Here is a 21,115-nt window from a genome sequence, read left to right as displayed (position 1 = left end):
GTTCTAAATCAGGCGCTTGCTGCGCCGCTAACTCTCTCCGCCCAATGGCGTGCGTGCCAGTTGCTGTACGATCGGGCGCGCCTCCGTCAGCCCCATTCCGGTGCGCAGCCGTGGATCGTAGAGCATCTGCAGCAGCTGTTCGTCATGGGTGGTGAGAAAGGCAAATTCATCATTGTCGTTGAAGATCGACGGTCGTGCATCGGGGCTGTCATTGATCAGCCCCATGCCCTGCGCCATCTCTTCGTGAATGCAGGATTTCCGCAAGATATCAGGATGTTCCGCGCGAATGATCACAATGGCGCGGCGGATGTCGAACGCATTTAGCCGCGACGAATAACTCAACATCAAACAATGCGTTGAGCGGGGCATAGACTGCACCAGCCGGAACGAGCCCGGATCCATCTGTGGCACGATCTGCTGCATCCGCGCCAACAATTGGTTTCGGTCGTCCTCCCCCATAAATAGCACGTTAAAGTTGGCGCGATTTGCCTCAGAAGTGGCAATGTCATGGCCGGTGACGCGGGCCAGACGATTGGTAAACACGTTCACATTTGCGCTGTCCAGCCGTCGTTGCTCGGCGTTGACAGAGGCGCCAAACTCAACAGAGACCTTAACAGGCACCGACCAGCGCCGCAGGTTTGTGGGCGTCGCGTCTTGCAGACGGTCCCAGGTGCCGCTGACGTATTCGTCATAGAAAGCAATGGCTTCGAAGTTTTGCGCCAATTGACGGGCGGAGTAGGGCGTGTCGATTCCACCCCCGTCCGTTCTCAACAGACCTTGCCGCAGCAGGTCGGCCTGCAGCGCACTATAGTAGCGGTTGAGCGCGACAGAGCTTTCCGAGGGCGGTTGCGGCACCGGCGCAACAACAACGCCGGTATCGCGATTTGGCATAGGCGCAGGAAGGCAAGCCGAAAGACCTGCCACCGCTGCACACGCAGCTAAAAAGCGTATGGCCCGCAACCGGTTAGCCATCCGCGCCATCACCTCCGTCAGGGTCACCTGCTGCGTTGCCAACTGTGTCGCCCAACCCGGTTTTACGCGCTTTGGCGGCAGCAAGCGTGTCTCGCAACTCGCCTTCCATCGCCTTTAGATCGGCCTCCGCGGCGGCACGTTTGGCTTTGCCCTCATCGGCGATTTCAAGGCTTTCGTTAATGGTTGCGATCAGATCTGCATTGGCCTGTTTGACGGCTTCGATATCAAACACACCACGTTCCATCTCGGTGCGGATTTTGGCGTTTGTTTCCCGTAGGTTCGCTGCGTTTGACTTCAGCAACTCATTGGTCAGATCATTGGCATCCCGCACCGCAGCCGCGGCTTCGGCGCTGCGTTGAATGGTCAGGGCCTGCGCCAGCTGGGTTTCCCACAGCGGCACGGTGTTAACCAGTGTCGAATTAATCTTCGTTACCAGAGATTTGTCGTTCTCTTGTACCAACCGGATCGAAGGCAGCGACTGCATGGTCACCTGACGGGTCAGTTTCAGGTCATGTACGCGGCGTTCCAGATCATCACGTGCAGCGCGCAGATCACGAAGTTCCTGCGCTTTCATCACTTGATCAGCTTCCGGGGCGGCCTTCACCTCGGCCTCTTTGGCAGGAATATCCTGCGCGTCCATTTCGGCAATTTTGGCCTCGCCTGCAGCGATGTAGAGCGCCAGCTCGTCATAGAAGGCCAGCGTCTTTTCATAGAGCAAATCCAGGGACTTGATGTCCTTCAGCAGGGTGTGCTCATGCTGCAGCAGGTTGTCGGTGATCTTGTCGATCTGCCTTTGAACGGTCTCATAGCGGGCGGTGAATTTGGCAAAGGGGGCGGCACGGCCGATCAGCTTCTCCCAGAAACTCTGTTTGCGGCGGGTATCCAGCTCACTGATCGAAAAGCCGCGGATTGCGGTGACAATGCCCCGCAGAGAGTCGCCGGCCGGGCCGACGTCTTTGTTGCGCACGTCGGTCAACATCGCCTGGCTGATGGTTTGCAACTCGGCCTGCGCGCCAGAGCCGAAGGAAACGATGGAGTTGGTGTCCGCCATATTCAACTCGTCCATGCGTTTGCGAATGTCCGCAGTTACGCCTTCGTCAGCGGCCTCAAGGCTCACCACGGCTTCTGCTTTGGTGGGCTCAGGCAGCACAACGGCGGTGACTTCTTCAACCATTGCCAGATCGGCCTGAGCTTTCTGTTGAATCGATTGCGACATGGATTTCCCTTTCAAATTTCGGGCTTTAAGCTGTGGAATGGTTGTGGATTGTTTTTAGAGGTATGTGGATAACTTTGTGGATTGTTAGTCTGGGCTCAAGCCCTCACGCTTCAGCCGGTCACGCAGGACGTCGATTTCGACTGTCAGATCACTGCGGTCTTCAAGCAAGAATTTTTCAGTACGTGCGGCAAAATTCTGTTCCAGATCGTCCAGCAGTGCCATGTAGTCTGCGCGGGCCTGATCGTCGCGGGAGCGGCCATAGATATCGGCAAATTTCACCGTCGCATCGCGGGCCCCCATGAGGTAAACGGACAGGTATTTTCGGGCCGCAGTCAGGTCACGTGGGTCTTCTTCGACCTTCCGAAAGAGACTGCGGGCGGCAGCCTGAAACTGCTCCAGGCGTCGCGTCGCTTGCCGATCCCCCGCGCGGGCAATGGCGTCTGACATGGCCGCTAGGTGGTCTTCGGCCTCCTCAACGGCGCGGGCAACACGGTCTGTTTGAAAAGTGTCCACGCCTTCCATGCCTTTGTCTTTCAACGGATCCAGGCCAAAGGCAAACAGATGCAGCAAAAGACCAAGAAGTGCAAAAACAGGGGCTTCCAACGGGCCAAATCCGGCGATGCCAGTCACACCCAGCCCCAACCCCATGAGCGCCGCACCAAGGATTTTGCGTGGCAGCGCAGGGCGACGCGCAACCTTGCGGCCGTCATAGGCTTCCTGTGCGAGGATGCCTTCGCGGGTTAACCAAGCTGCCAGCAGTAGCACGCCCAAGGCGACGAGGTATTGCACCATCACCAAGGGTTCTGAGGTGAAGGCTTTCCAGATCAAGGGCAAGGGAGCGATGAACAACAGGTTCACACGTCCACCCGCGCGGGTGCGTTTGGCATCGCGGAAGGTCTGGTCGCCGCCAGAGGTGCCGCCGTCAGGGCTGAATTTTCCGCCAAATTTCTGCGCCATCAGGCCCCTCCGATCACTGTGTAGAGCATCAGGAGCAGCAACAGCACAAAGGCCAGTTTTTGCAATCCGGTGTTGGACATCAAAGGCTCGCGTTAAGAATTGCTTTTGCAAAACCTAAGCCCCCCTAACGTTTTAGGCTAGGGGGAAGATTGCTGCGATTGCAGCAGAATGAGCAATTAACCGGTGTTAACGCGGGTTGCGCGGACCTTTGCCGACCGACCGACCTTCTGGGCGACCCGTGGCCCGTGTCGAAGGTTTGCCACGACCCTTGCCTGCGCGCAGGGATTGGCCGGGATCGGTGGCCCGTTTCGAACTGGGCTTGCCTTCCGGCTTGCCCGCGCCGCCGCTCTTGGGGCCACGACCCTTCCCGCCTGCGCCGCGCGGCGCTTTCTGGTCTTCTTCGCGGGCACGACCGGGTTGGCCCGGGCCGCCAAACTTGCCTTTGCTTTTGGGTTTGCGCGGGGGGCGGCGGACTTTGGCGCCGGATTCAGCTTCGGGATCGGCGAAATCTTCAGCGCTCATACCCAGTTGATCACGCAGCACTTTTCGGCGGATCTCTTCAACTTCGCCCTGTTTCAAGGTCCCCAAAGAGAAAGGCCCATAAGAGGTCCGGATCAGCCGGTTCACGCTCAGGCCGATGCTTTCCATCGCGCGGCGGATTTCACGGTTTTTGCCTTCCCGCAACCCCACAGTGACCCAGGCATTTGCACCCTGTTGACGGTCAAAACTCACCGTCATCGGTTGGAATTTCTCTCCGTCAACGGTCACACCTTTGCGCAGCGGCGCCAGTTTTTCATCATTCACCGAACCCTTCACCCGCACCCGGTATTTGCGCAGCCACCCGGTGGAGGGCAGTTCCAGCTGGCGTTTCACGCCGCCATCATTTGTTAACAGCAGCAAGCCTTCGGAGTTCAAATCAAGTCGACCGACGCTCATTACGCGCGGCAGATCGTCGGGCAGGTTTTCGAAGATGGTGGCGCGATCCTGTTCATCTTTGTGAGTCGTCACCAACCCTGTGGGTTTGTGATAGAGCCAGACCCGTGCAGGTTCCGGCGCTTGCAATGCGCGGCCCTTCACAACCACCCGATCCTTGCCTGTGACATTCAGCGCGGGCGAGGTGATGACCTTGCCGTTGACGCTGACCAGCCCCGCTTCGATCAGTTTTTCGGCCTCACGACGGGACGCAACACCGGCGCGGGCGATCATCTTGGCGATGCGATCACCAGAGGGCGTTTCAGCGACGGGTTTGGCGGGTTTGTCGGACATTAAGGCGGCCTTTACGAAGGGAGGGCGGATCGGAGGCATCAGCCCTAACGCAAATTTGCCCATTGCGAAAGCGGTTCTCGCAGGGCACACCCAAAGGATGCAGTTTCGCTCTTATATGGATCAGGCGCTGGAAGAGGCGCAGGCCGCCGCCGGACGAGGCGAGGTGCCCGTTGGGGCTGTGCTGGTGTCGCCATCTGGGGCGCTGGTGGCAAGGGCGGGCAACCGCACGCGGGAACTGTCTGACCCAACCGCCCACGCCGAGGTTCTGGTGATCCGTGCCGCATGTAAGGCGCTGGGCAGCGAACGTCTGCCGGGGCATGATCTGTATGTGACGTTAGAGCCCTGTCCGATGTGCGCCACCGCGATTTCGGCGGCGCGGATCGCACGGGTCTATTACGGAGCCGCAGATCCCAAAAGCGGTGGGGTGGCACAGGGGCCACGGATCTTTAGCCATTCGCAATGTCACCATGTGCCAGAGGTCTATGACGGCATTCATGCAGAAGCCTCGGAAGCGCTGTTGAAGGATTTCTTCGCCGCGCGCCGATAAGAGGCCGGCGGATCAATTAGCCCTAGAGTTCAATAGCCACCATCACCTCGGGCTCGATCACATCGACGTCGGGAAGGGCGGTGATCAAGGTCTCTGCGGATTGTTCCAGCATCGGGAAGGTCTTGTAATGGCTGGGGATAATGGTTTTGAAATCAAAGAATTTCTTGGCAGCATAGGCGGCGCGTTTCATATCCATGGTGAAGTGACCGCCGCAGGCCAGCAGGCCGATTTCGGGCTGGTGCAGGTCGTTAAAGATCTCCATATCGGCCATCACATCAGTGTCACCAGTGACGTAGATCGTTTTGCCTTCGCCGGCGATCATCAGGCCTGCTTCAGTGCCAACATATTGGCGCTGGCCATTGTGCATGACCGAGGAGGAATGCACCGCGTTCACCAGGGTCACGGCGACAGCCCCAAGTTGGATTGTGCCACCTTTGCCAAAGCCGATTCCCGTTAGGCCGTGGGTGTTTTCCATCCACTCCGCCAGTTCATAAACCCCTGCCACCGGCGCGCCGGTTTGCTGCGCAATGGCGGGAATGTCGTCGATGTGATCGGAATGGCCGTGGGTCATCAGGATTGCCGTGGCGCCCGCAACGGCCTGGTCCCGCATCACATCGGGGAAGGATGGGTTGCCAGAGAGCCAAGGGTCCACAAGCAGGATTTGGTCTTCGATTTCAATGCGAAAGCTGGAATGGCCGAGCCAGATGATTTTCATGGGAAATTCCTGAAGCAAGCTGTTCAATTTCAGCTAGGGTAACATGCGCGGCCGTCATGACGAGGGGATGTCGGCGGCTTTTTGAGTATTTCTGGATAATTGAAAGGGCAGCAGGTGGATTGGCGGCAACAGGTAGACAGCTATTGCGAGCGGGTGGACCCCAGTTTTTGGGCGGAGCCGGTGAACTTTGTCACGAACTTGGCCTTTATCCTCGGCGCGCTTTGGATCTGGCCGCGTGTGAAGGGGCTGATTTGGGGGCAGGTGCTGGCCGCCAACCTGTTTGTCATCGGGGTTGGGTCCGGGCTGTTTCATTCCTATGCTGAGGTCTGGGCGGCGGCGGTAGATGTCTTGCCGATCCTGAGTTTTGTCTTGATTTACATCTACATCGCCCATCGCAGCTATTGGGGCCACAGCGTCACGCGGGCCTCTATCTGGCTGGTGGCGTTTGTTCCCTTTGTGGCGCTGACAGTGCCGCTGTTTCAACTGGTTCCCGGTCTGGGAGGATCTGCCAGCTACGCACCGGTGGCGCTGTTGATTGCGCTTCATGCGGTTTTGCTGCGGTCACGCCTGCCGCAGGTGGCGCGTGGATTGGGGATCGGCGCGGCGTTGCTGGCGGGGGCTATCCTTGCCCGCAGTCTGGATCTGCCTCTGTGTCAGAGCTGGCCGATGGGCACCCATTTTCTGTGGCATATCCTCAACGCGGTGATGTTGACGCATATGATCGGCGTCTATCGCGCCCATATGCTTGCAGCGACGCGGGCAGAACGCTAAACGCTTAGGCAACGCGAAAACGGAGATCTCTCGAGATGTCGATCGACACCAAAACCGCCGCCAAAGTGGCCAAACTGGCCCGCATCAAGGTGGAAGACGAAGCGCTGCCGGCGCTGGCCAATGAGTTCAACAACATCCTGGGCTTCATTGAGCAGCTCAACGAGGTGGATGTCGAAGGGGTGGAGCCGATGACCTCGGTCACGCCGATGCGTCTGAAGCGCCGCGTCGATGAGGTCACCGATGGTGGCCAACAGGACAAGGTTCTGAAAAACGCGCCCGATGCGCGAGAAGGCTTCTTCGCGGTTCCGAAGGTGGTAGAATAATGACTGAACTGAACAAACTCACGCTTGCCGACGCCCGTGACAAGCTGCGCGCCAAGGAAGTGACCTCGGTAGAACTGACGCAAAGCTGTCTGGATGCGATCGAGAAAGCGGATGCGCTGAACGCCTTTGTGCATAAAACCCCTGAGATTGCGCTGGAGCAGGCCAAGGCCGCCGATGCACGGATCGCAGAAGGTGACGCGCCTGCCATGTGTGGCTTGCCCGTTGGCATCAAGGATCTGTTCTGCACCAAAGGTGTGCCGAGTCAGGCGGCCTCGGCCATCCTGGAAGGCTTCAAGCCGGAATACGAATCCACCATCACTTCGAAGCTGTTCGACGCAGGTTCGGTCATGCTGGGCAAGCTGAACATGGACGAATTCGCCATGGGCTCGTCGAACGAGACCTCGGTGTACGGCAACGCTGTGAACCCCTGGCGCCGTGGCAATGATGAGGCCCAGCTGACCCCTGGTGGGTCCTCGGGTGGCTCGGCTTCGGCGGTTGCAGCGGATCTGTGTCTGGCGGCCACTGGCACCGACACGGGTGGTTCGATCCGCCAGCCTGCCGCGTTTACCGGCACCGTGGGCATCAAGCCGACCTATGGCCGGTGTTCGCGCTGGGGTGTTGTCGCCTTTGCCTCGTCGCTGGATCAGGCCGGTCCGATGACCAAATCGGTGCGCGATGCGGCGATCATGCTGGAAGCCATGTGCGGCCATGACGAAAAAGATTCGACCAGCGCCGATCTGGCGGTGCCGAATTTTGAGGCCATGCTGACCGGCGACATCAAAGGCAAGAAGATCGGTATCCCCAAGGAATACCGCATGGACGGTATGCCTGCGGAGATTGAAAAGCTGTGGGAAGACGGTCAGGCGATGCTGAAAGACGCTGGCGCCGAGATGGTCGACATCACGCTGCCGCACACCAAATACGCGCTGCCTGCCTATTATGTGATTGCCCCGGCCGAAGCTTCGTCCAACCTGGCCCGTTATGACGGTGTGCGTTTCGGCCACCGCGCCACGCTGGAGGCGGGCGACGGTATCACCGAGATGTATGAGAAATCCCGCGCCGAAGGATTTGGCCCCGAGGTGCAGCGCCGTGTGATGGTGGGTACCTATGTGTTGTCGGCAGGTTTCTATGACGCTTACTACAACCGGGCCCGTCGGGTGCGTGCGCTGATCAAGAAAGACTTTGACGAAGTGTTCGCCGCCGGAGTTGACGCAATCCTGACCCCGGCCACGCCGTCTGCGGCCTTTGGTCTGGGTGAAATGAAAGACGCCGATCCGATCCAGATGTATCTGAACGACGTTTTCACCGTCACCGTGAACCTTGCGGGGCTGCCGGGCATTTCGGTGCCGGCCGGTCTGGATGCGCAGGGTCTGCCGCTGGGGCTGCAGCTGATTGGCCGCCCATGGGAAGAGGGCGATCTGCTGAATACCGCTTACGCGCTTGAGGGTTCGGCGGGTTTTGTAGCCAAACCCGGCCAGTGGTGGTAAGACGTCTTTGAAACAAGGCCCGGGCATGGCTCGGGCCTTTTTCTTGAGGCCCGTATCTATCGCGGATGAGACTGCGTGGGAAACGGCTGAAAAGACAGGCAAAGAACGGCAAAGAGCAGGCAGGATTCGGATGATGCGACATATCTTTGGTGGTTTGGCCCTAATGGGGCTGGCAGCATGTGCCCCGGCGGTTCCGGATTCGGCAGCGGGTGTTGGGTTTGGCGATTATGACGATTACCAGCGTCAGCAGGCCGCGCGTGAGGCCGCTTTGAATGGCGAAGCTTTGCCGGCACCCGCTGCCGTATCCTCCGAGCCGCTGAGCGCCACCGGCGCTGTGCAACCTGCCTCCGAGGCTGAAAACCTTGCTGCTGACACCGCCGCGGCGCTGAACTCGGGCGAAACCCCGCTGGAGGCCAGCCCGTCCAATCCGGCCCCTGCTGTGGCACTGAACGCCTCTGGCATCTCGGATGAGAACAACTTTGAAAACGTGGCAGCGCTGCGCACCATCGAAGGTGACAAGGCCCGCATCGATCAGAACCGCGCCCAGTATAAGCTGGTGGAACCGACAGAGCTGCCATCGCGCAGCGGTAATGAAGGGCCCAACATTGTGGCCTTTGCGCTGGAAACCACCCACCCGGTGGGCACGCAGCTGTATAAACGTTTTGCCGCCTCTCAGACACGTGCCGATCGCAACTGCGCCAAATATGCCTCGGCCGATTTGGCCCAGGCGGCCTTCCTGGCCAAAGGCGGTCCCAGCCGTGACCGTCTGGGCATTGATCCCGATGGCGATGGCTACGCCTGCCACTGGGATCCCAGCGCCTACCGCAAAGCCACCGGTGGCTAAGTATTCGTGATGGCAATGGATATTATCCAGCACCCATCCCCCAACTTCGGGCCGCGCCGCGATGGTTTGCGGCCCGAATTGATTGTGCTGCATTACACCGCGATGGATACCGCACAGGCGGCTTTGGCGCGGCTGTCGGACCCGCAACATGAGGTGTCAGCGCATTATCTGATTGGTCGCTGCGGTCAGATCTGGCAGTTGGTGGATGACGAGATGCGCGCCTGGCATGCTGGGGCAGGGGCCTGGGGCGGGCAGGGCGATGTGAACTCGCGCTCGATCGGGATCGAGCTGTCCAACAGCGGGGCAGAGCCGTTTTCTGAACTTCTGATGTCCTCTCTTGAGGCGTTGCTGACGGATCTGATGGCCCGCTGGAACGTCCCACCTGAGGGTGTGATAGGTCATTCCGACATGGCGCCTTTGCGCAAGAGAGACCCTGGGCCGCGCTTTGACTGGGAGCGGTTGGCTCTGCAGGATCTGTCGATCTGGCCGAACCCAAAATTGAAAGGTATTCACGATGATCCTAATTTTTGGACCGTCGATCGGATAGTTGAGTTTGGTGAACTTTTGCGCCAAATCGGTTACGATATCCCCACAGGTGAAATGCCCGGTGCGGTGTATCTGGCAAAATTCAGCGAACGTTTTGTAAAAGGGCGCAAGCAAGAACCTGGCTACACCTTTGCCGCTGCGGCGGATCTAGCGCGAAGATACCCGGCGCAGTCCAGTCTTTCCTAGGCTGGAAAACACCTTCGGAAACATTGACCACGCAGGGCTTTCCCCGTAGACCCAGCCACGCGCGGAGGGCCGGATGGCCGCTGGTGGCAGGGTAACCGGTCACGAGAGGAAAGTCCGGACTCCACAAGGCAAGGGTGCCGGGTAACGCCCGGCGGGGGCAACCCCAGGGAAAGCGCCACAGAAAACAGACCGCCTCGCGGGTCGTTGGTTCGCCAAGGACACCTCCGACGGGGTAAGGGTGAAACGGTGGGGTAAGAGCCCACCGCGGGTCTGGCAACAGAACCGGCACGGCAAGCCCCACCCGGAGCAATGCCGAATAGGGGCTTCACGCGGCGTGTCCGCAGGGTCGGCCTTGACCCAGAAGCCCGGGTTGGCAGCTAGAGGTCTGTTGGCAACAGCAGGCCTAGATGAATGGTCATCTCGGACGGGGCGACTCGTCTACGACAGAATCCGGCTTACAGGCCCTCCGCGCATAGGAATTTCCCTGCTTCGATCAGGGGGCATTGGCCACGAAGGGCCGAAAAACAAAGGGTTTTTGGAATAGGCTCAGATTCCTGTCATATTGCTGTTGACTCGGGGGCGTGATCCCTTAAAAGGCAGGCTTCAAGCATTCCACGGGACGGCCCGACTGACCCGTTTCGACTGAGACTGGAGATATAACAATGGCGAAGCCGACGACGATCAAAATCCGTCTGAACTCGACCGCTGGCACGGGCCACTTCTATGTGACCAAGAAAAATGCCCGCACCATGACCGAAAAAATGATTGTACGTAAGTACGATCCGGTTGTGCGTAAGCACGTCGAATACAAAGAAGGTAAGATCAAGTAAGATCTGACCTATCTGGTTTTGTAAAACGCCGCGTCTGGGATTTCCCGACGCGGCGTTTTCTTTTTGATGCCCCTTGCGCCAGCCCATCCGCTTGTGGAATGCTGAGACCATGGGAATGTTATCGCAAACATCGCCGCAGCTGCTGAAGCTCCGCCCCGCCACACCCGCAGATCATGCCGGTGTGGAGGCCTTACTGGCGCGCAGCTATCCACGCCTGTTGAAGCGGGATTATCCCCCCTCCACCATGGTCACCGCGGTGCCGTTGATCTCACGTGCTAACCCCACTTTGTTGGCATCTGGTACCTATTATGTGATTGAGCATGAAGGCCAAATTCTGGCCGCTGGCGGCTGGACCAAAGCCGCGCCCAGCCGCAGCCGGGGGCGTGCCGGGGTGGGCCATATACGCCATGTGGCAACGGATCCTGACCACCTCCGTCAGGGACTGGGACAGGCGCTGATGCGCCATGTGATCCGCGATGCACGCCGCTCTGGTGTGACGGAGCTGCAGTGCCTGTCGACCCGCACGGCCTTGCGATTCTATAAGGCGCTGGGATTCGCCGAAGGACGAGAATTGAACGTGCCGCTGGCGCAGGGGATCACCTTCCCGGCGATTGAGATGTGGCGCAAGCTGGACTGACCTGCCAGATCAACGGAACTGAACGGGGCGCTTCTGGCGCCCTTTTTCATGTCTCGGCCTCTGTGGGGAGGAGCCAGCAGCATAGTATCTCGACGGAGATGTCAATTGTTGTTTTGCGCGCAACGGAATACCGCCTGATAATGAGTTTTTTGAACTCCTTCGAGCATAGTGCAGGTCATCGGATTCATAGCAATCCTCAAACCTAGCGTGCTTCACGATAGCCGTTTTGGCATCCCCTCTCCCCATCCATCCTCGCCGAAAATCAGGGCGGGCGGGCAATCAGCTTTTCGGTCGATTGTGTCCCAGATTTTCTCCAACCAACTCGCAGCCGTTTCAACAATTGCATCGTTAACTGAGAACGGTTGGTCGAAAGGATCAAACATCGGGACGTCAGGCTTAATTTTTCCATCGACAAATCGCACGTCAAATAGAACCCTGTGGCCGTCGATCGCCTTGTTCAGAGTGAACAAGTTCGGGCCAACAAGATGCAAGATAACAGAAAACCTACCGTCTGGCTCTTGGGGTGGATGAAGCCCGAATTGTATTTCCTTGGTTTCCTGCGGTAGCTTGGACAATGCTACGGTCAGGGTCTCTTTCGCTTTCTGCATGTGGGCATCAAGGATCCCCGCGAGCGCTATAGAATATGCCTTCAAATCTTCTTGCAATTTTAGTGTCTCCAATGGGTTCGCACACCAGCCTATATTCTGTGGACCGGAAGCCAACACGAAATGCAGACATCTCCAAAAGAAAAGGCCGGTCACTGGGACCGGCCTTTCGAAATTCGTGTTAACCAAGCGATTACTCGCTGTCGCCCATGAACATCAGCAGGAACTGGAACATGTTCAGGAAGCTGATGTAGAGGCTCAGCGCGCCGTCAAAGGCGGCTTTGTCCATCCACTCCTGATCGCCGTGCGATGCGTAGGCAACGTAGGTGTTCTTGATTTCCTGCGTGTGGAACGCGGTCAGCGCGGCAAAGATCAGCAGGCCAATGGCCGAGATTGCGTACATCATGACCGGAGATTGCAGGAAGATGTTCACGATCATTGCCACGATCAGGCCGATCACACCCATCATCAGGAAGGTGCCCATGCCGGAGAGGTTCCGTTTGGTGACGTAGCCGAACATCGACAGGCCCGCAAAGGCAATGGCGGTTACCAGGAAGGTCTGCACGATCGAGAACGGGGTGTAGATCAGGAAGATTGAGCTCAGCGACAGGCCAATAACGGTGGCGAAGGCAAAGAAACCCAGCTGTACGGCCGCTGCGGAGCCTTTGCGCATCAGCGCGCCCCAACCGAAGAAGATGAAGGCCAGCGGGCCGAACATGATCACCCATTTCAGCGGGCTGGCGTAGATCGCATAACCCAGGCTGGTCAGGTAGCGGTCCGCGCCGATCTGCGCCGCAGCCTGCGATGGATCCGTGGTGACGGCCAGACCCGCGATGGCCCAAGCGGCCAGTGCGGTGATCAGCATGCCTACGGACATGGTGCCGTAAACTTTGTTCATGTGAGCGCGCAGACCCTCGTCAATCTGTGCGGCACGGGCACCCGCTGCGCTCCGGATGGTGTCGAATTCAGCCATAAAAGCCTCCGATAAATGTGTCTCAGCCCCAAAGGTTTGGGGTCTTAGCGCAAATATCGGGTAGGGGCGGCCTCATTTCAAGGGTCAGAACGCAAAAGGAGGCGCAAATCGCGCCTCCTAATCGGATCAATTTCGCTCAATACGTGCGAAAGTTGGGTTTATTTAACCCAATTGGTCGGGGCGTCCCAAACCGGGCGGGCCGCTTCGGCCTCAGCTTCGGCGCGGGACAGGCCCAGATCGGTCAGGGCACGGGCGTCCAGGCTGCGCAGGGCGCGGCGCTGACGGTACAGCGATTCGAGGCCCATCAGGCGCGACAGCAGGGAAACGCGGGGGGCGGAGAGACGGATGGCGGCGTTGGAAGCAACGGTGATCATGGCGGTGTCACTTTCTTGATTGTGATTTGTTGAGGAGGTCTTATCATTCTTGGTGATGTATATGCCTGAGTCGCTTTCATTGTGGAAATGAATGTTTGGCAATTCAAATATCAAGGATTGTGATATATGAGAAATCTCGACGTCACCACGTTGCGCTCTTTTGTGGCTGTGGCCGAACTTGGCGGTGTGACCCGCGCGGCCGGTTTTCTGAACCTGACCCAGTCGGCGGTTTCTATGCAGTTGAAAAGGCTGGAGGAACTTCTGGGTCTCAACCTGTTGGACCGCTCCAGCCGTTCCGTCAGTCTGACGGCCTCGGGCGAACAGCTATTGGCCTATGCCCGCCGGATGGTGACCCTCAACGATGAGGTGATCGAGCGGTTGACCGACCAGAAATTCGAGGGAGAAATCGTTTTGGGCGTGCCGGTGGACATTGTGTATCCGGCGGTTCCGCAGGTCTTGCAGATGTTTACGGCGCGCTATCCCCGCATGAAGGTGCAGCTGGTGACCTCGTTCACCAAAGAGCTGATGGACCTTTATCGCCGGGGCGAAGTGGATGTGACGCTGACCACGGAAATCGGCGTGGCCTCTGATGGCGAGACCCTGACCACCAAACCGCTACAGTGGATCGGTGCGAAACATGGCAACGCCTGGAAGCAACGGCCGCTGCGTCTGGCCTTTGGGCGGCGCTGCATTTTCCGAAGTGGGGTTATTGCCGCCTTGGAAGAGGCGAATATTCCCTGGGAGCTTGCGGTAGAAACCGACAGCGATCGCACCATTGAGGCGACGGTCAGCGCCGATCTGGCTTTGCATGCGATGCTTGAGGGCACCAAACCGGACCATCTGGAGGCGACAGATCATGGCGGCACCCTGCCAGAGCTGACACAGCAGAACATCAACCTCTATGCGACCGAGAAAGGCAAAGGTGAGGTTGTGAAGGTGCTGTGTGATCAGCTGCGGCAGGCCTACCGGACGATGTGAGCCGCGTTAAACTCTGTGAACACCTTGATCAGGGCGCGTTAAACTTGATTAAGGTGTGATCACCACCTTACCGGTCGACTTGCGGCTTTTAAGCAATTCCAGACCTTCTGCGGCCCGGTCCAGTGGCAAGACATGGCTGACATGAGGGCGCAGCTTGCCCTCGGCGTACCATTGGAACAATTCGGTCATGCTTTCAGTCAGGACCGCGGGGGCAAACTTCAGGTAGCCGCCCCAATACAGCCCCAGAACCGTGAGGTTTTTCACCAGCATATGGTTCGCCGGGATCTGCGGCACCTCACCCGAGGCAAAGCCGATCGGGATCAGCCGGGCTTCGGGTTTGCAAGCGCGGAACGCGGCCTCCCACTGGTCACCACCCACCGGATCATAGACCACATCTGCCCCACCAAGCGCCTTCACTTCGGCCCGGATGTCCTGCGTTTTGGCGTCGATCAAATGGTCGGCGCCGGCCTGACGGGCCACCTCCAGCTTGTCCGCGCCACGGGCGCAGGCGATGACTGTCGCCCCCATCAGTTTGCCAATCTCAACCGCTGTTAACCCAACGCCCCCAGCGGCGCCGAGCACCAGCAATGTCTCTCCGGGCTGCATCCGCGCCCGATGTTTCAGCGCCACATGGCTGGTGCCATAGGCGATCTGAAAGGCGGCGGCGTGCTCAAACGACATTTCATCGGGAATCGGAACCAGCCGGTCCACCGGAAAACAGCCCTTTTCTGCCAAGCCACCGCTGCCACTGTAGATTGCAACACGCGCTCCCGGTGCAGGTCCGGTTGTGTCTTTGCCCAAGGATTCAACAGTGCCCGCCATCTCAAGGCCCAGGGTGAAGGGCGGCTTGGGCGTGTCCTGATAACGGCCCTTCATCATCAACAGATCGGCAAAGTTTAATCCGCAGGCTTGGATTGTGACCCGCGCTTCCCCCGGTGCGGGAACGGGCTCAGGTATATCGTAAATGTCTGGTTTTGTGGTAAAATCCCTGACTTGAAACGCGCGCATGCTGCCCCCCATTTTGTCCTATTGCCTCGCTCCTGTCCTGTTTATGCCGCGTTGCAGCATCGCTGTCAAAAGCTGAGGCGTCGCAGGACGCAGGGGAACATATGCAGCAGTGTCGATATTTTGACGTCCCGACTGCACCCAAAACGTGTGTTTATTCTTGATAGAATCGCGTTTTCCGGTAAGTTCGGAACCCAGTAACAGAACAGACAGCCTTAATTACCGGAATGTTACGGGGGACAGGGCGGAAGTCTGACATGGGAATTGGTATTTAAGGAGTCGCACATGGCGCACCCTGTCGACGTGCATGTTGGTAAACGTATCCGTCATCGCCGCTGGATGGTTGGGATGACCCAGCAGCAGCTTGCCGAAATGGTGGGCATCAAGTTTCAACAGATTCAGAAGTATGAAACCGGCACCAACCGGGTCAGCGCCTCGCGGCTGTGGAACATCGCAGAAGCGCTGAATGTTGAAGTCAGCTTTTTCTTCGAAGGTCTGGACGGTGACAGCGAGGATGCGGAGGGCAAACAGATTGTGCCATCTGATCTGATCGCTGACAAAGAAGCGATGGATCTGGTGCGGTCCTACTATGGGATCCCCGAACATCAGCGCAAGCGTCTGTTTGAACTGGCCCGCTGCCTGTCGGACGTTGCTTGAAAGAAGCGGTTTACAAGCGGTTCACCTGACCGCTTGAGCCGCCGGTGCGAACAGGCTACCCCTTTGGCAAACGACGGAGGGGCTCATGCAGGACGCCAAACAGATCATTGAAACGGCCCATGCGCTTGCAGATGCGGCGCGTGCGGCAATCCTGCCGCATTTTCGTGCCCCCGGGCTGGATGCGGAAAACAAGCTGAGCGAGGGGTTTGACCCCGTCACTGTCGCCGACCGGGCTGCAGAACGGGCCATGCGGGCCATTCTGGCCACAGAGCGCCCCCATGACACCATTATTGGCGAAGAGTTTGGCCGCAAAGACGGCACCTCAGGCCTGTCCTGGGTGCTGGACCCGATTGATGGCACCCGTGGCTTCATGAGTGGCACCCCAACCTGGGGGGTGTTGATCGCGGTCTCCGATGCCAGTGGCCCGATCTTCGGCATGATCGACCAACCCTACATCGGGGAGCGGTTCTGGGGCGGTTTGGGGCAGTCGGAAATGACCGGCCCGCAGGGGCCACGGGATCTGAAAACCCGCGCGGCGCGCCCTCTGTCCGAGGCCGTTTTGTTCACCACCTTCCCCGAAGTTGGCTCTGAGGCGGAGAGGCTGGGCTTTCAGAGTGTCGAAAAGCAGGTGAAACTGACTCGCTACGGAATGGATTGCTATGGTTATGCCCTTGTTGCGACAGGGCAGATTGACCTGGTGATCGAAGCCGGGTTGCAAAGCTACGACATTCAGGCGCCCATTGGGGTGGTTGAGGCGGCAGGCGGCGTGGTGACCGACTGGCAGGGCAATCCGGTGCATGAAGGCGGGCGCGTTGTGGCTGCAGCCAACCCCCAGATCCATGCCGAAGCGCTGGCCTACCTGTCGCAGGCGCCCGAAGGCTAAACACGCGCGGGGCTTGATCCGACGCCGGTATTGCGAATAATCAGGGGCAACAGCGCGAGTCCTTTGCCCCTTTCTGTCGCGCCGAACCACACACGAATCCGAAGGGGGCCAAATCGTGTGTGGAGAGGTTGATGACCCAATATACCATTCGAAATGCAGACTATGTTCTGACCATGAACGACACCCGTGAAGAACTTGCGGGGGCGGACCTTCATGTGGAAAACGGCGCGATCACGGCCATCGGCCACGGGCTGCCCGCGCAGGGAGAGGTGATCGACGCGCAGGGCTGTGTGGTGACACCGGGGTTGGTGAACACACATCACCATCTGTACCAGAGCCTGACCCGGGCCGTACCTGGTGGGCAGGACGCCCTGTTGTTTGGCTGGCTGCAAACACTCTACCCGATCTGGGCCAGGTTTGGTCCCGAAGAGATGTATGTCTCGGCGCAGGTGGGGCTGGCGGAACTGGCCTTGTCGGGTTGCACGCTCAGCTCGGACCACCTGTACCTTTACCCCAATGGCGCCCGTTTGGATGACACGATCGCCGCCGCTGCCGAGATCGGTATGCGGTTTCATCCCACCCGCGGGGCGATGAGCATTGGCGAAAGTGACGGTGGGCTGCCACCGGATCACTTGGTCGAAGAAGAGGCGGCGATCCTTGAGGATTGTATCCGTGTGATCGATGCGCATCACGACGCCCGCGAGGGCGCGATGTGTCGGGTCGGGGTGGCACCTTGCTCGCCGTTCTCGGTGAGCCGTGACCTGATGCGGGATGCGGCCATTCTGGCGCGGGACAAAGGGGTGATGCTGCACACCCATCTGGCCGAAAACGACGAAGACATTGCCTATTCGCTGGAAAAATTCGGCTGCCGTCCCGGCCAATATGCCGAGGATCTGGGCTGGACTGGGGAGGATGTCTGGCACGCCCATTGTGTGAAACTCGACGGCGAAGAGATTGATCTCTTCGCCCGCTCCCGCACCGGCGTGGCGCATTGCCCCTGTTCTAACTGCCGCCTTGGCTCGGGCATTGCGCCGCTGCGTCCGATGCGGGACGCAGGGGTGAAGGTGGGGCTTGGAGTGGATGGCTCTGCCAGCAACGACAGCGGCAATCTGATGGCGGAGGCGCGACAGGCGATGTTGTTGCAGCGTGTGGCCCGCGGCGCTGATGCCATGAGCGCCCGCGAAGCGCTGGAGATTGCCACCCGTGGCGGCGCCGAGGTGCTGGGCCGCAGTGATTGTGGGCAGTTGGCCCTTGGCAAACGCGCCGATATCGCAATCTGGGACGTGCGCGGCGTTGAAAGCGCCGGCAGCTGGGATCCGGCAGCGCTGCTATTGGCTGGTCCGCAGAAGGTGCGTCATCTGCTGGTCGAAGGCCGCCAGATCGTGCGGGACTACCAGATCGCTACATTGGATCTGCCCAATCTTCTGCAGCGCCAGCGCGCTTTGGCGCTGAAACTGGCGGCTTGATACCATTGGGGCGGCGGACCTATGTGCGCCGCCCTTTGCTGGCAAAGTTTGGGGCAAGATTGGGGTAAAGCCTGTCTTTAGTATATCCTACAGGCCCGCGGCGGGCTGAGAAGCTGGCACAACAGGGTAGCCCTACGCAGTTTCTCTGCGACCTCGAGGCGAGAAAACCGGTGAAAGCCGAGGCAAACCCTCCCTCTGAACGGTGCAATGCATTCTAAAGAGGGGCCGCACAGCCGCCTGCACAGCTTCATCCTTTTGCCCCATTCCGCGATCATTGTGTGGACCTCACTCACAAGGAATGGACTGCCCCATGACCCTTTCGCGCAAATCGACCCTGTTTGGCCTCGCCGCTGCCACGCTGCTGGCAGGCTGTATGAGTTCCGCACCGGTGGCCACGCCAACACAGTATCAGGCAACCAGCAGCAGCCATGTCCGCGCCAATTTTGCCTCCATCCACCAGCAACAGAACATCGAGCGCGCCAAGCGTGGGCTGTCGAAGCTTCGCCAGGATCGCAGCCTGATGGCTGCCGCCGCTGCCCATGCCCGTGACATGTCGCAGCGCAACTTCTATTCCCATTTTGCCCCAGATGGTGGCGATCCGATGGATCGCGTGCGCGCCGCTGGCGGCTGCCGTTCCAGCCTGTCGGAGAACATCGCCAAGAACTGGAAAGACGACATGAAAGTGTTCTGGGCTTGGATGGCTTCGCCGAAACACTACAAGAACATGATGGACGGCAAATACACCCGCTACGGCGTTGGCAGCTACAATGGCTACTACGTCATGGTCTATGCCGGCCCCTGCGTCTGATCGCAGCTGTCACAGGCGGGACCACCCTGTCCGGAAAACAATGTTGGAGGCTATCCCAATTCGGGGTAGCCTTTTTCTATTGGACAACAGCGACGCGCCGCGCGGCAAGCGCCGGTCAGACGTCGCTTGCAGGGGAGAAATGACATGAAGTTACTGCAAAAAGGCGCGCTGGGTCTGGCCGTTGTTGCCGCGATTGGCCTGTCGGCCTGTGTCTCAACCGTCAGTCCCAAGCCAACGGCCTCTGCAACGTCGGGTCCGGTGGCCACTTCGGGGTTTGGCGGGATGCTGAACCAGCAGAGGGGCGCGCAGGGGCTGTCGCTGCTCAGTCAGGACAGTGCCTTGACTGCCGCCGCCCGTAGTCATGCCACTGAGATGGTGAGCAAAGGCTATTTCTCCCACACCGGCGCCAATGGGTCGAATGTTTCCGGTCGGATGCGTGCGGCAGGGGGCTGCCGAGCGGCTGTGGCGGAGAACATCGCCGAAGGGCAGGGCAGTGAGACGGCTGTGTTCAACGCGTGGATGACCTCCTCGGCGCATCGCAGCAATATGCTTTATCGCAAATACACCCGTTACGGTCTGGGCCGGTCAGGCAACACCTGGGTGCTGGTCCTTGCCGGCCCCTGTGTCTAATTGGCTGTGTCTAATTGGCTGCGCTAAACGGGCAGCGCTGCGCGAGGCGCCTTCGGGCGCCTCCCTCGTCCGAGCATTAACTGCGTCGCTGACCGTTGATCCAGACGCTTTCGATGGCCCGGTCATCCCCCATCATGATGGTGGGGAAAATCGCCTCCCAGATATCCTCGGCGCGGGCCGCGCGCTGGGTGATTTCGGGAGTCGAGGCCAGGTTCAGCACCACCAGATCCGCCTCCATCCCGGGTGCGATATTGCCAACCTTGTCCTCCAACCGCATGGCGCGGGCGGATCCGCCGGTTGCCAGCCATAACAGCTCGGCCGGATGCAGCGGCCGGTGCCGCAACTGTGCCACCTCATAGGCCGAAGCCATCGTGCGCAGCATCGAGAAGCTGGAGCCACCGCCGGTGTCCGTCGCCAGACCAATCCGGTAGCCCGCCGCAGACAAACCATCCATGTCAAACAGACCTGAGCCGATGAAAGTGTTGGACGTCGGGCAATGCACCAGCGCCGCGTCCACCTCTTTCAGCCGATCCTTTTCGCGCTGTTCCAGATGGATCGTATGGCCAAACATGCCGCCTTCGCGCAGCAGGCCATAGGCCTCATATGTGTCCAGATAATCGCGCGCCGAAGGGTAGAGCGATTTCACCCATTCGATCTCATCCACCTGTTCGCTCAGATGGGTCTGCATCAAAACATCGGGATATTCTGCCCAAAGCGCCCCCAGTGCCTCAAGCTGCGCGGGGGTGGAGGTGGGCGAAAACCGTGGCGTGATTGCATAGCCAATCCGGTCCCGCCTGTGCCAGCGTTCCAGCAGCGCTTTGCTGTCATCATAAGCCGATTGCGCGCTGTCGCGCAGGCCGGTCGGGGCGGTGTCACGGTCCATGCAGGTTTTGCCCGCAACCACCCGCTGCCCACGGGCTGTTGCGGCCTCAAATAGTGCTTCCACGCTTTCGGGATGGATGGTGCAATAGCTGGCCATAGTTGTGGTGCCGTGGCTGAGGGTCAGGTCGAGATAACGCTCGGCAATCTCGGCCGCATAGGCCTTGTCGCCAAAGCGCATTTCTTCAGGGAAAGTGTAGCTGTTAAGCCAGTCGATCAGACGTTTGCCCCAGCTGGCGATGATGCCGGTCTGGGGATAATGCACATGCGAATCCACAAACCCTGCCAGGATCAGCGCGTCGCCATAGTCCACCCGCGGCAGCTGCGGGTGTGACGCCAACACTGTTTCCGCAATGCCAACCTCTGCGATTTTGCCCCGCGCAATCCGCACCGCGCCCTGGCGTTCGTGTCGGGCGGCGGTGATCCCTGCCACAAAGGGGTCGGCGTCAAAACGCAGAACCTGACCGGTCAGGATAACCTCTGTCGATGTGTTGATTGCGGACATGGCACGTTCCTTTTCCGCCAGTCTAAGCGCTGGGCAGGGCGAGGTAAATCGCCGC

General features: G+C 59.2%; 24 protein-coding genes and 1 other RNA gene. 15 read left to right on the top strand and 10 right to left on the bottom strand.

Annotated features, from left to right (window positions below):
* Nucleotides 1-27 precede the first annotated feature (27 nt).
* The 4 genes from SIC14_RS00620 to SIC14_RS00605 all read right to left on the bottom strand — a co-directional run bounded on the left by SIC14_RS00620 (nucleotide 28) and on the right by SIC14_RS00605 (nucleotide 4,411).
* Entirely contained in the window at nucleotides 28-891 is an 864-nt protein-coding gene (locus SIC14_RS00620; RefSeq protein ID WP_412563926.1) for a DUF2927 domain-containing protein, read from the bottom strand.
* A 73-nt stretch (nucleotides 892-964) separates the two neighbouring features.
* A complete protein-coding gene (locus SIC14_RS00615; protein WP_412563925.1) occupies nucleotides 965-2,188 on the bottom strand; it encodes a toxic anion resistance protein in 1,224 nt (407 codons plus the stop codon).
* Between the two features lie 84 nt (nucleotides 2,189-2,272).
* Nucleotides 2,273-3,145 (bottom strand): 5-bromo-4-chloroindolyl phosphate hydrolysis family protein, encoded by an 873-nt coding sequence (locus SIC14_RS00610; protein WP_412563924.1) that lies wholly within the window; start codon nucleotides 3,143-3,145, stop codon nucleotides 2,273-2,275.
* Between the two features lie 186 nt (nucleotides 3,146-3,331).
* Entirely contained in the window at nucleotides 3,332-4,411 is a 1,080-nt protein-coding gene (locus SIC14_RS00605; RefSeq protein WP_412563923.1) for a pseudouridine synthase, read from the bottom strand.
* 97 nt (nucleotides 4,412-4,508) lie between these two features.
* Here SIC14_RS00605 and SIC14_RS00600 point away from each other — a divergent pair, with 97 nt between their 5' ends.
* The gene (locus SIC14_RS00600) at nucleotides 4,509-4,958 is read left to right on the top strand and encodes a nucleoside deaminase (RefSeq protein WP_412563922.1); all 450 of its coding nucleotides are present in this window, start codon (nucleotides 4,509-4,511) and stop codon (nucleotides 4,956-4,958) included.
* A gap of 22 nt (nucleotides 4,959-4,980) precedes the next feature.
* Here SIC14_RS00600 and SIC14_RS00595 read toward each other — a convergent pair whose 3' ends face one another.
* Nucleotides 4,981-5,673, bottom strand: a complete 693-nt coding sequence (locus SIC14_RS00595; protein ID WP_412563921.1) for a metal-dependent hydrolase — start codon at nucleotides 5,671-5,673, stop codon at nucleotides 4,981-4,983.
* 114 nt (nucleotides 5,674-5,787) lie between these two features.
* Here SIC14_RS00595 and SIC14_RS00590 point away from each other — a divergent pair, with 114 nt between their 5' ends.
* The 8 genes from SIC14_RS00590 to SIC14_RS00555 all read left to right on the top strand — a co-directional run bounded on the left by SIC14_RS00590 (nucleotide 5,788) and on the right by SIC14_RS00555 (nucleotide 11,297).
* A complete protein-coding gene (locus tag SIC14_RS00590; RefSeq protein ID WP_412563920.1) occupies nucleotides 5,788-6,444 on the top strand; it encodes a ceramidase domain-containing protein in 657 nt (218 codons plus the stop codon).
* A 35-nt stretch (nucleotides 6,445-6,479) separates the two neighbouring features.
* A complete protein-coding gene (gene gatC, locus SIC14_RS00585; protein WP_412563919.1) occupies nucleotides 6,480-6,767 on the top strand; it encodes an Asp-tRNA(Asn)/Glu-tRNA(Gln) amidotransferase subunit GatC in 288 nt (95 codons plus the stop codon).
* Nucleotides 6,767-8,254 (top strand): Asp-tRNA(Asn)/Glu-tRNA(Gln) amidotransferase subunit GatA, encoded by a 1,488-nt coding sequence (gene gatA / locus SIC14_RS00580; protein WP_412563918.1) that lies wholly within the window; start codon nucleotides 6,767-6,769, stop codon nucleotides 8,252-8,254. The genes gatC and gatA overlap by 1 nt, the downstream gene beginning before the upstream one ends.
* Nucleotides 8,255-8,387: 133 nt before the next feature.
* Nucleotides 8,388-9,098, top strand: coding sequence for a hypothetical protein (locus SIC14_RS00575; RefSeq protein ID WP_412563917.1), 711 nt, complete (start codon nucleotides 8,388-8,390; stop codon nucleotides 9,096-9,098).
* A 9-nt stretch (nucleotides 9,099-9,107) separates the two neighbouring features.
* Nucleotides 9,108-9,830, top strand: a complete 723-nt coding sequence (locus SIC14_RS00570; RefSeq protein WP_412563916.1) for an N-acetylmuramoyl-L-alanine amidase — start codon at nucleotides 9,108-9,110, stop codon at nucleotides 9,828-9,830.
* 61 nt (nucleotides 9,831-9,891) lie between these two features.
* Nucleotides 9,892-10,304: RNase P RNA component class A (gene rnpB / locus SIC14_RS00565), an RNA gene on the top strand.
* Between the two features lie 188 nt (nucleotides 10,305-10,492).
* Entirely contained in the window at nucleotides 10,493-10,660 is a 168-nt protein-coding gene (rpmG, locus tag SIC14_RS00560) for a 50S ribosomal protein L33 (protein ID WP_068355258.1), read from the top strand.
* Nucleotides 10,661-10,775: 115 nt separating this feature from the next.
* Nucleotides 10,776-11,297 (top strand): GNAT family N-acetyltransferase, encoded by a 522-nt coding sequence (locus SIC14_RS00555; protein ID WP_412563915.1) that lies wholly within the window; start codon nucleotides 10,776-10,778, stop codon nucleotides 11,295-11,297.
* 212 nt (nucleotides 11,298-11,509) lie between these two features.
* Here SIC14_RS00555 and SIC14_RS00550 read toward each other — a convergent pair whose 3' ends face one another.
* The 3 genes from SIC14_RS00550 to SIC14_RS00540 all read right to left on the bottom strand — a co-directional run bounded on the left by SIC14_RS00550 (nucleotide 11,510) and on the right by SIC14_RS00540 (nucleotide 13,249).
* Nucleotides 11,510-11,962: a DUF6389 family protein gene (locus SIC14_RS00550; RefSeq protein WP_412563914.1), complete on the bottom strand. Its 453-nt coding sequence runs from the start codon at nucleotides 11,960-11,962 to the stop codon at nucleotides 11,510-11,512.
* 133 nt (nucleotides 11,963-12,095) lie between these two features.
* Nucleotides 12,096-12,875, bottom strand: a complete 780-nt coding sequence (locus SIC14_RS00545; protein ID WP_412563913.1) for a Bax inhibitor-1 family protein — start codon at nucleotides 12,873-12,875, stop codon at nucleotides 12,096-12,098.
* 158 nt (nucleotides 12,876-13,033) lie between these two features.
* A complete protein-coding gene (locus tag SIC14_RS00540) occupies nucleotides 13,034-13,249 on the bottom strand; it encodes a DUF1127 domain-containing protein (protein WP_412563912.1) in 216 nt (71 codons plus the stop codon).
* A 126-nt stretch (nucleotides 13,250-13,375) separates the two neighbouring features.
* Between SIC14_RS00540 and SIC14_RS00535 the strand changes: the two genes are divergently transcribed.
* A complete protein-coding gene (locus SIC14_RS00535) occupies nucleotides 13,376-14,227 on the top strand; it encodes a LysR family transcriptional regulator (RefSeq protein ID WP_412563911.1) in 852 nt (283 codons plus the stop codon).
* A gap of 48 nt (nucleotides 14,228-14,275) precedes the next feature.
* Here the strand turns inward: SIC14_RS00535 and SIC14_RS00530 are convergent, their stop codons facing one another.
* Nucleotides 14,276-15,235, bottom strand: a complete 960-nt coding sequence (locus tag SIC14_RS00530; RefSeq protein WP_412563910.1) for an NADPH:quinone oxidoreductase family protein — start codon at nucleotides 15,233-15,235, stop codon at nucleotides 14,276-14,278.
* 282 nt (nucleotides 15,236-15,517) lie between these two features.
* Here SIC14_RS00530 and SIC14_RS00525 point away from each other — a divergent pair, with 282 nt between their 5' ends.
* The 5 genes from SIC14_RS00525 (at nucleotide 15,518) to SIC14_RS00505 (ending at nucleotide 19,676) form a co-directional block, all read left to right on the top strand.
* Nucleotides 15,518-15,889, top strand: coding sequence for a helix-turn-helix domain-containing protein (locus tag SIC14_RS00525; RefSeq protein WP_412563909.1), 372 nt, complete (start codon nucleotides 15,518-15,520; stop codon nucleotides 15,887-15,889).
* 85 nt (nucleotides 15,890-15,974) lie between these two features.
* A complete protein-coding gene (gene hisN, locus SIC14_RS00520) occupies nucleotides 15,975-16,772 on the top strand; it encodes a histidinol-phosphatase (RefSeq protein ID WP_412563908.1) in 798 nt (265 codons plus the stop codon).
* 131 nt (nucleotides 16,773-16,903) lie between these two features.
* Nucleotides 16,904-18,238, top strand: a complete 1,335-nt coding sequence (locus SIC14_RS00515) for an 8-oxoguanine deaminase (protein ID WP_412563907.1) — start codon at nucleotides 16,904-16,906, stop codon at nucleotides 18,236-18,238.
* Between the two features lie 310 nt (nucleotides 18,239-18,548).
* Nucleotides 18,549-19,046 carry a CAP domain-containing protein gene (locus SIC14_RS00510; RefSeq protein WP_412563906.1) on the top strand — a complete coding sequence of 166 codons (498 nt, stop codon included), beginning with the start codon at nucleotides 18,549-18,551 and terminating at the stop codon, nucleotides 19,044-19,046.
* Nucleotides 19,047-19,190: 144 nt separating this feature from the next.
* Nucleotides 19,191-19,676 (top strand): CAP domain-containing protein, encoded by a 486-nt coding sequence (locus SIC14_RS00505; protein ID WP_412563905.1) that lies wholly within the window; start codon nucleotides 19,191-19,193, stop codon nucleotides 19,674-19,676.
* Nucleotides 19,677-19,752: 76 nt separating this feature from the next.
* On the opposite strand, the gene guaD is transcribed toward SIC14_RS00505, so the two are convergent.
* Nucleotides 19,753-21,060 carry a guanine deaminase gene (guaD, locus tag SIC14_RS00500; RefSeq protein ID WP_412563904.1) on the bottom strand — a complete coding sequence of 436 codons (1,308 nt, stop codon included), beginning with the start codon at nucleotides 21,058-21,060 and terminating at the stop codon, nucleotides 19,753-19,755.
* Between the last annotated feature and the right edge of the window lie 55 nt (nucleotides 21,061-21,115).

This window comes from Thalassobius sp. MITS945101, assembly GCF_047123305.1.
Classification (GTDB): Bacteria; Pseudomonadota; Alphaproteobacteria; order Rhodobacterales; family Rhodobacteraceae; genus Thalassobius.
The sequence above is the reverse complement of the archived record's forward strand: the minus strand, read 5'-3'. Positions and strand labels throughout refer to the sequence as shown.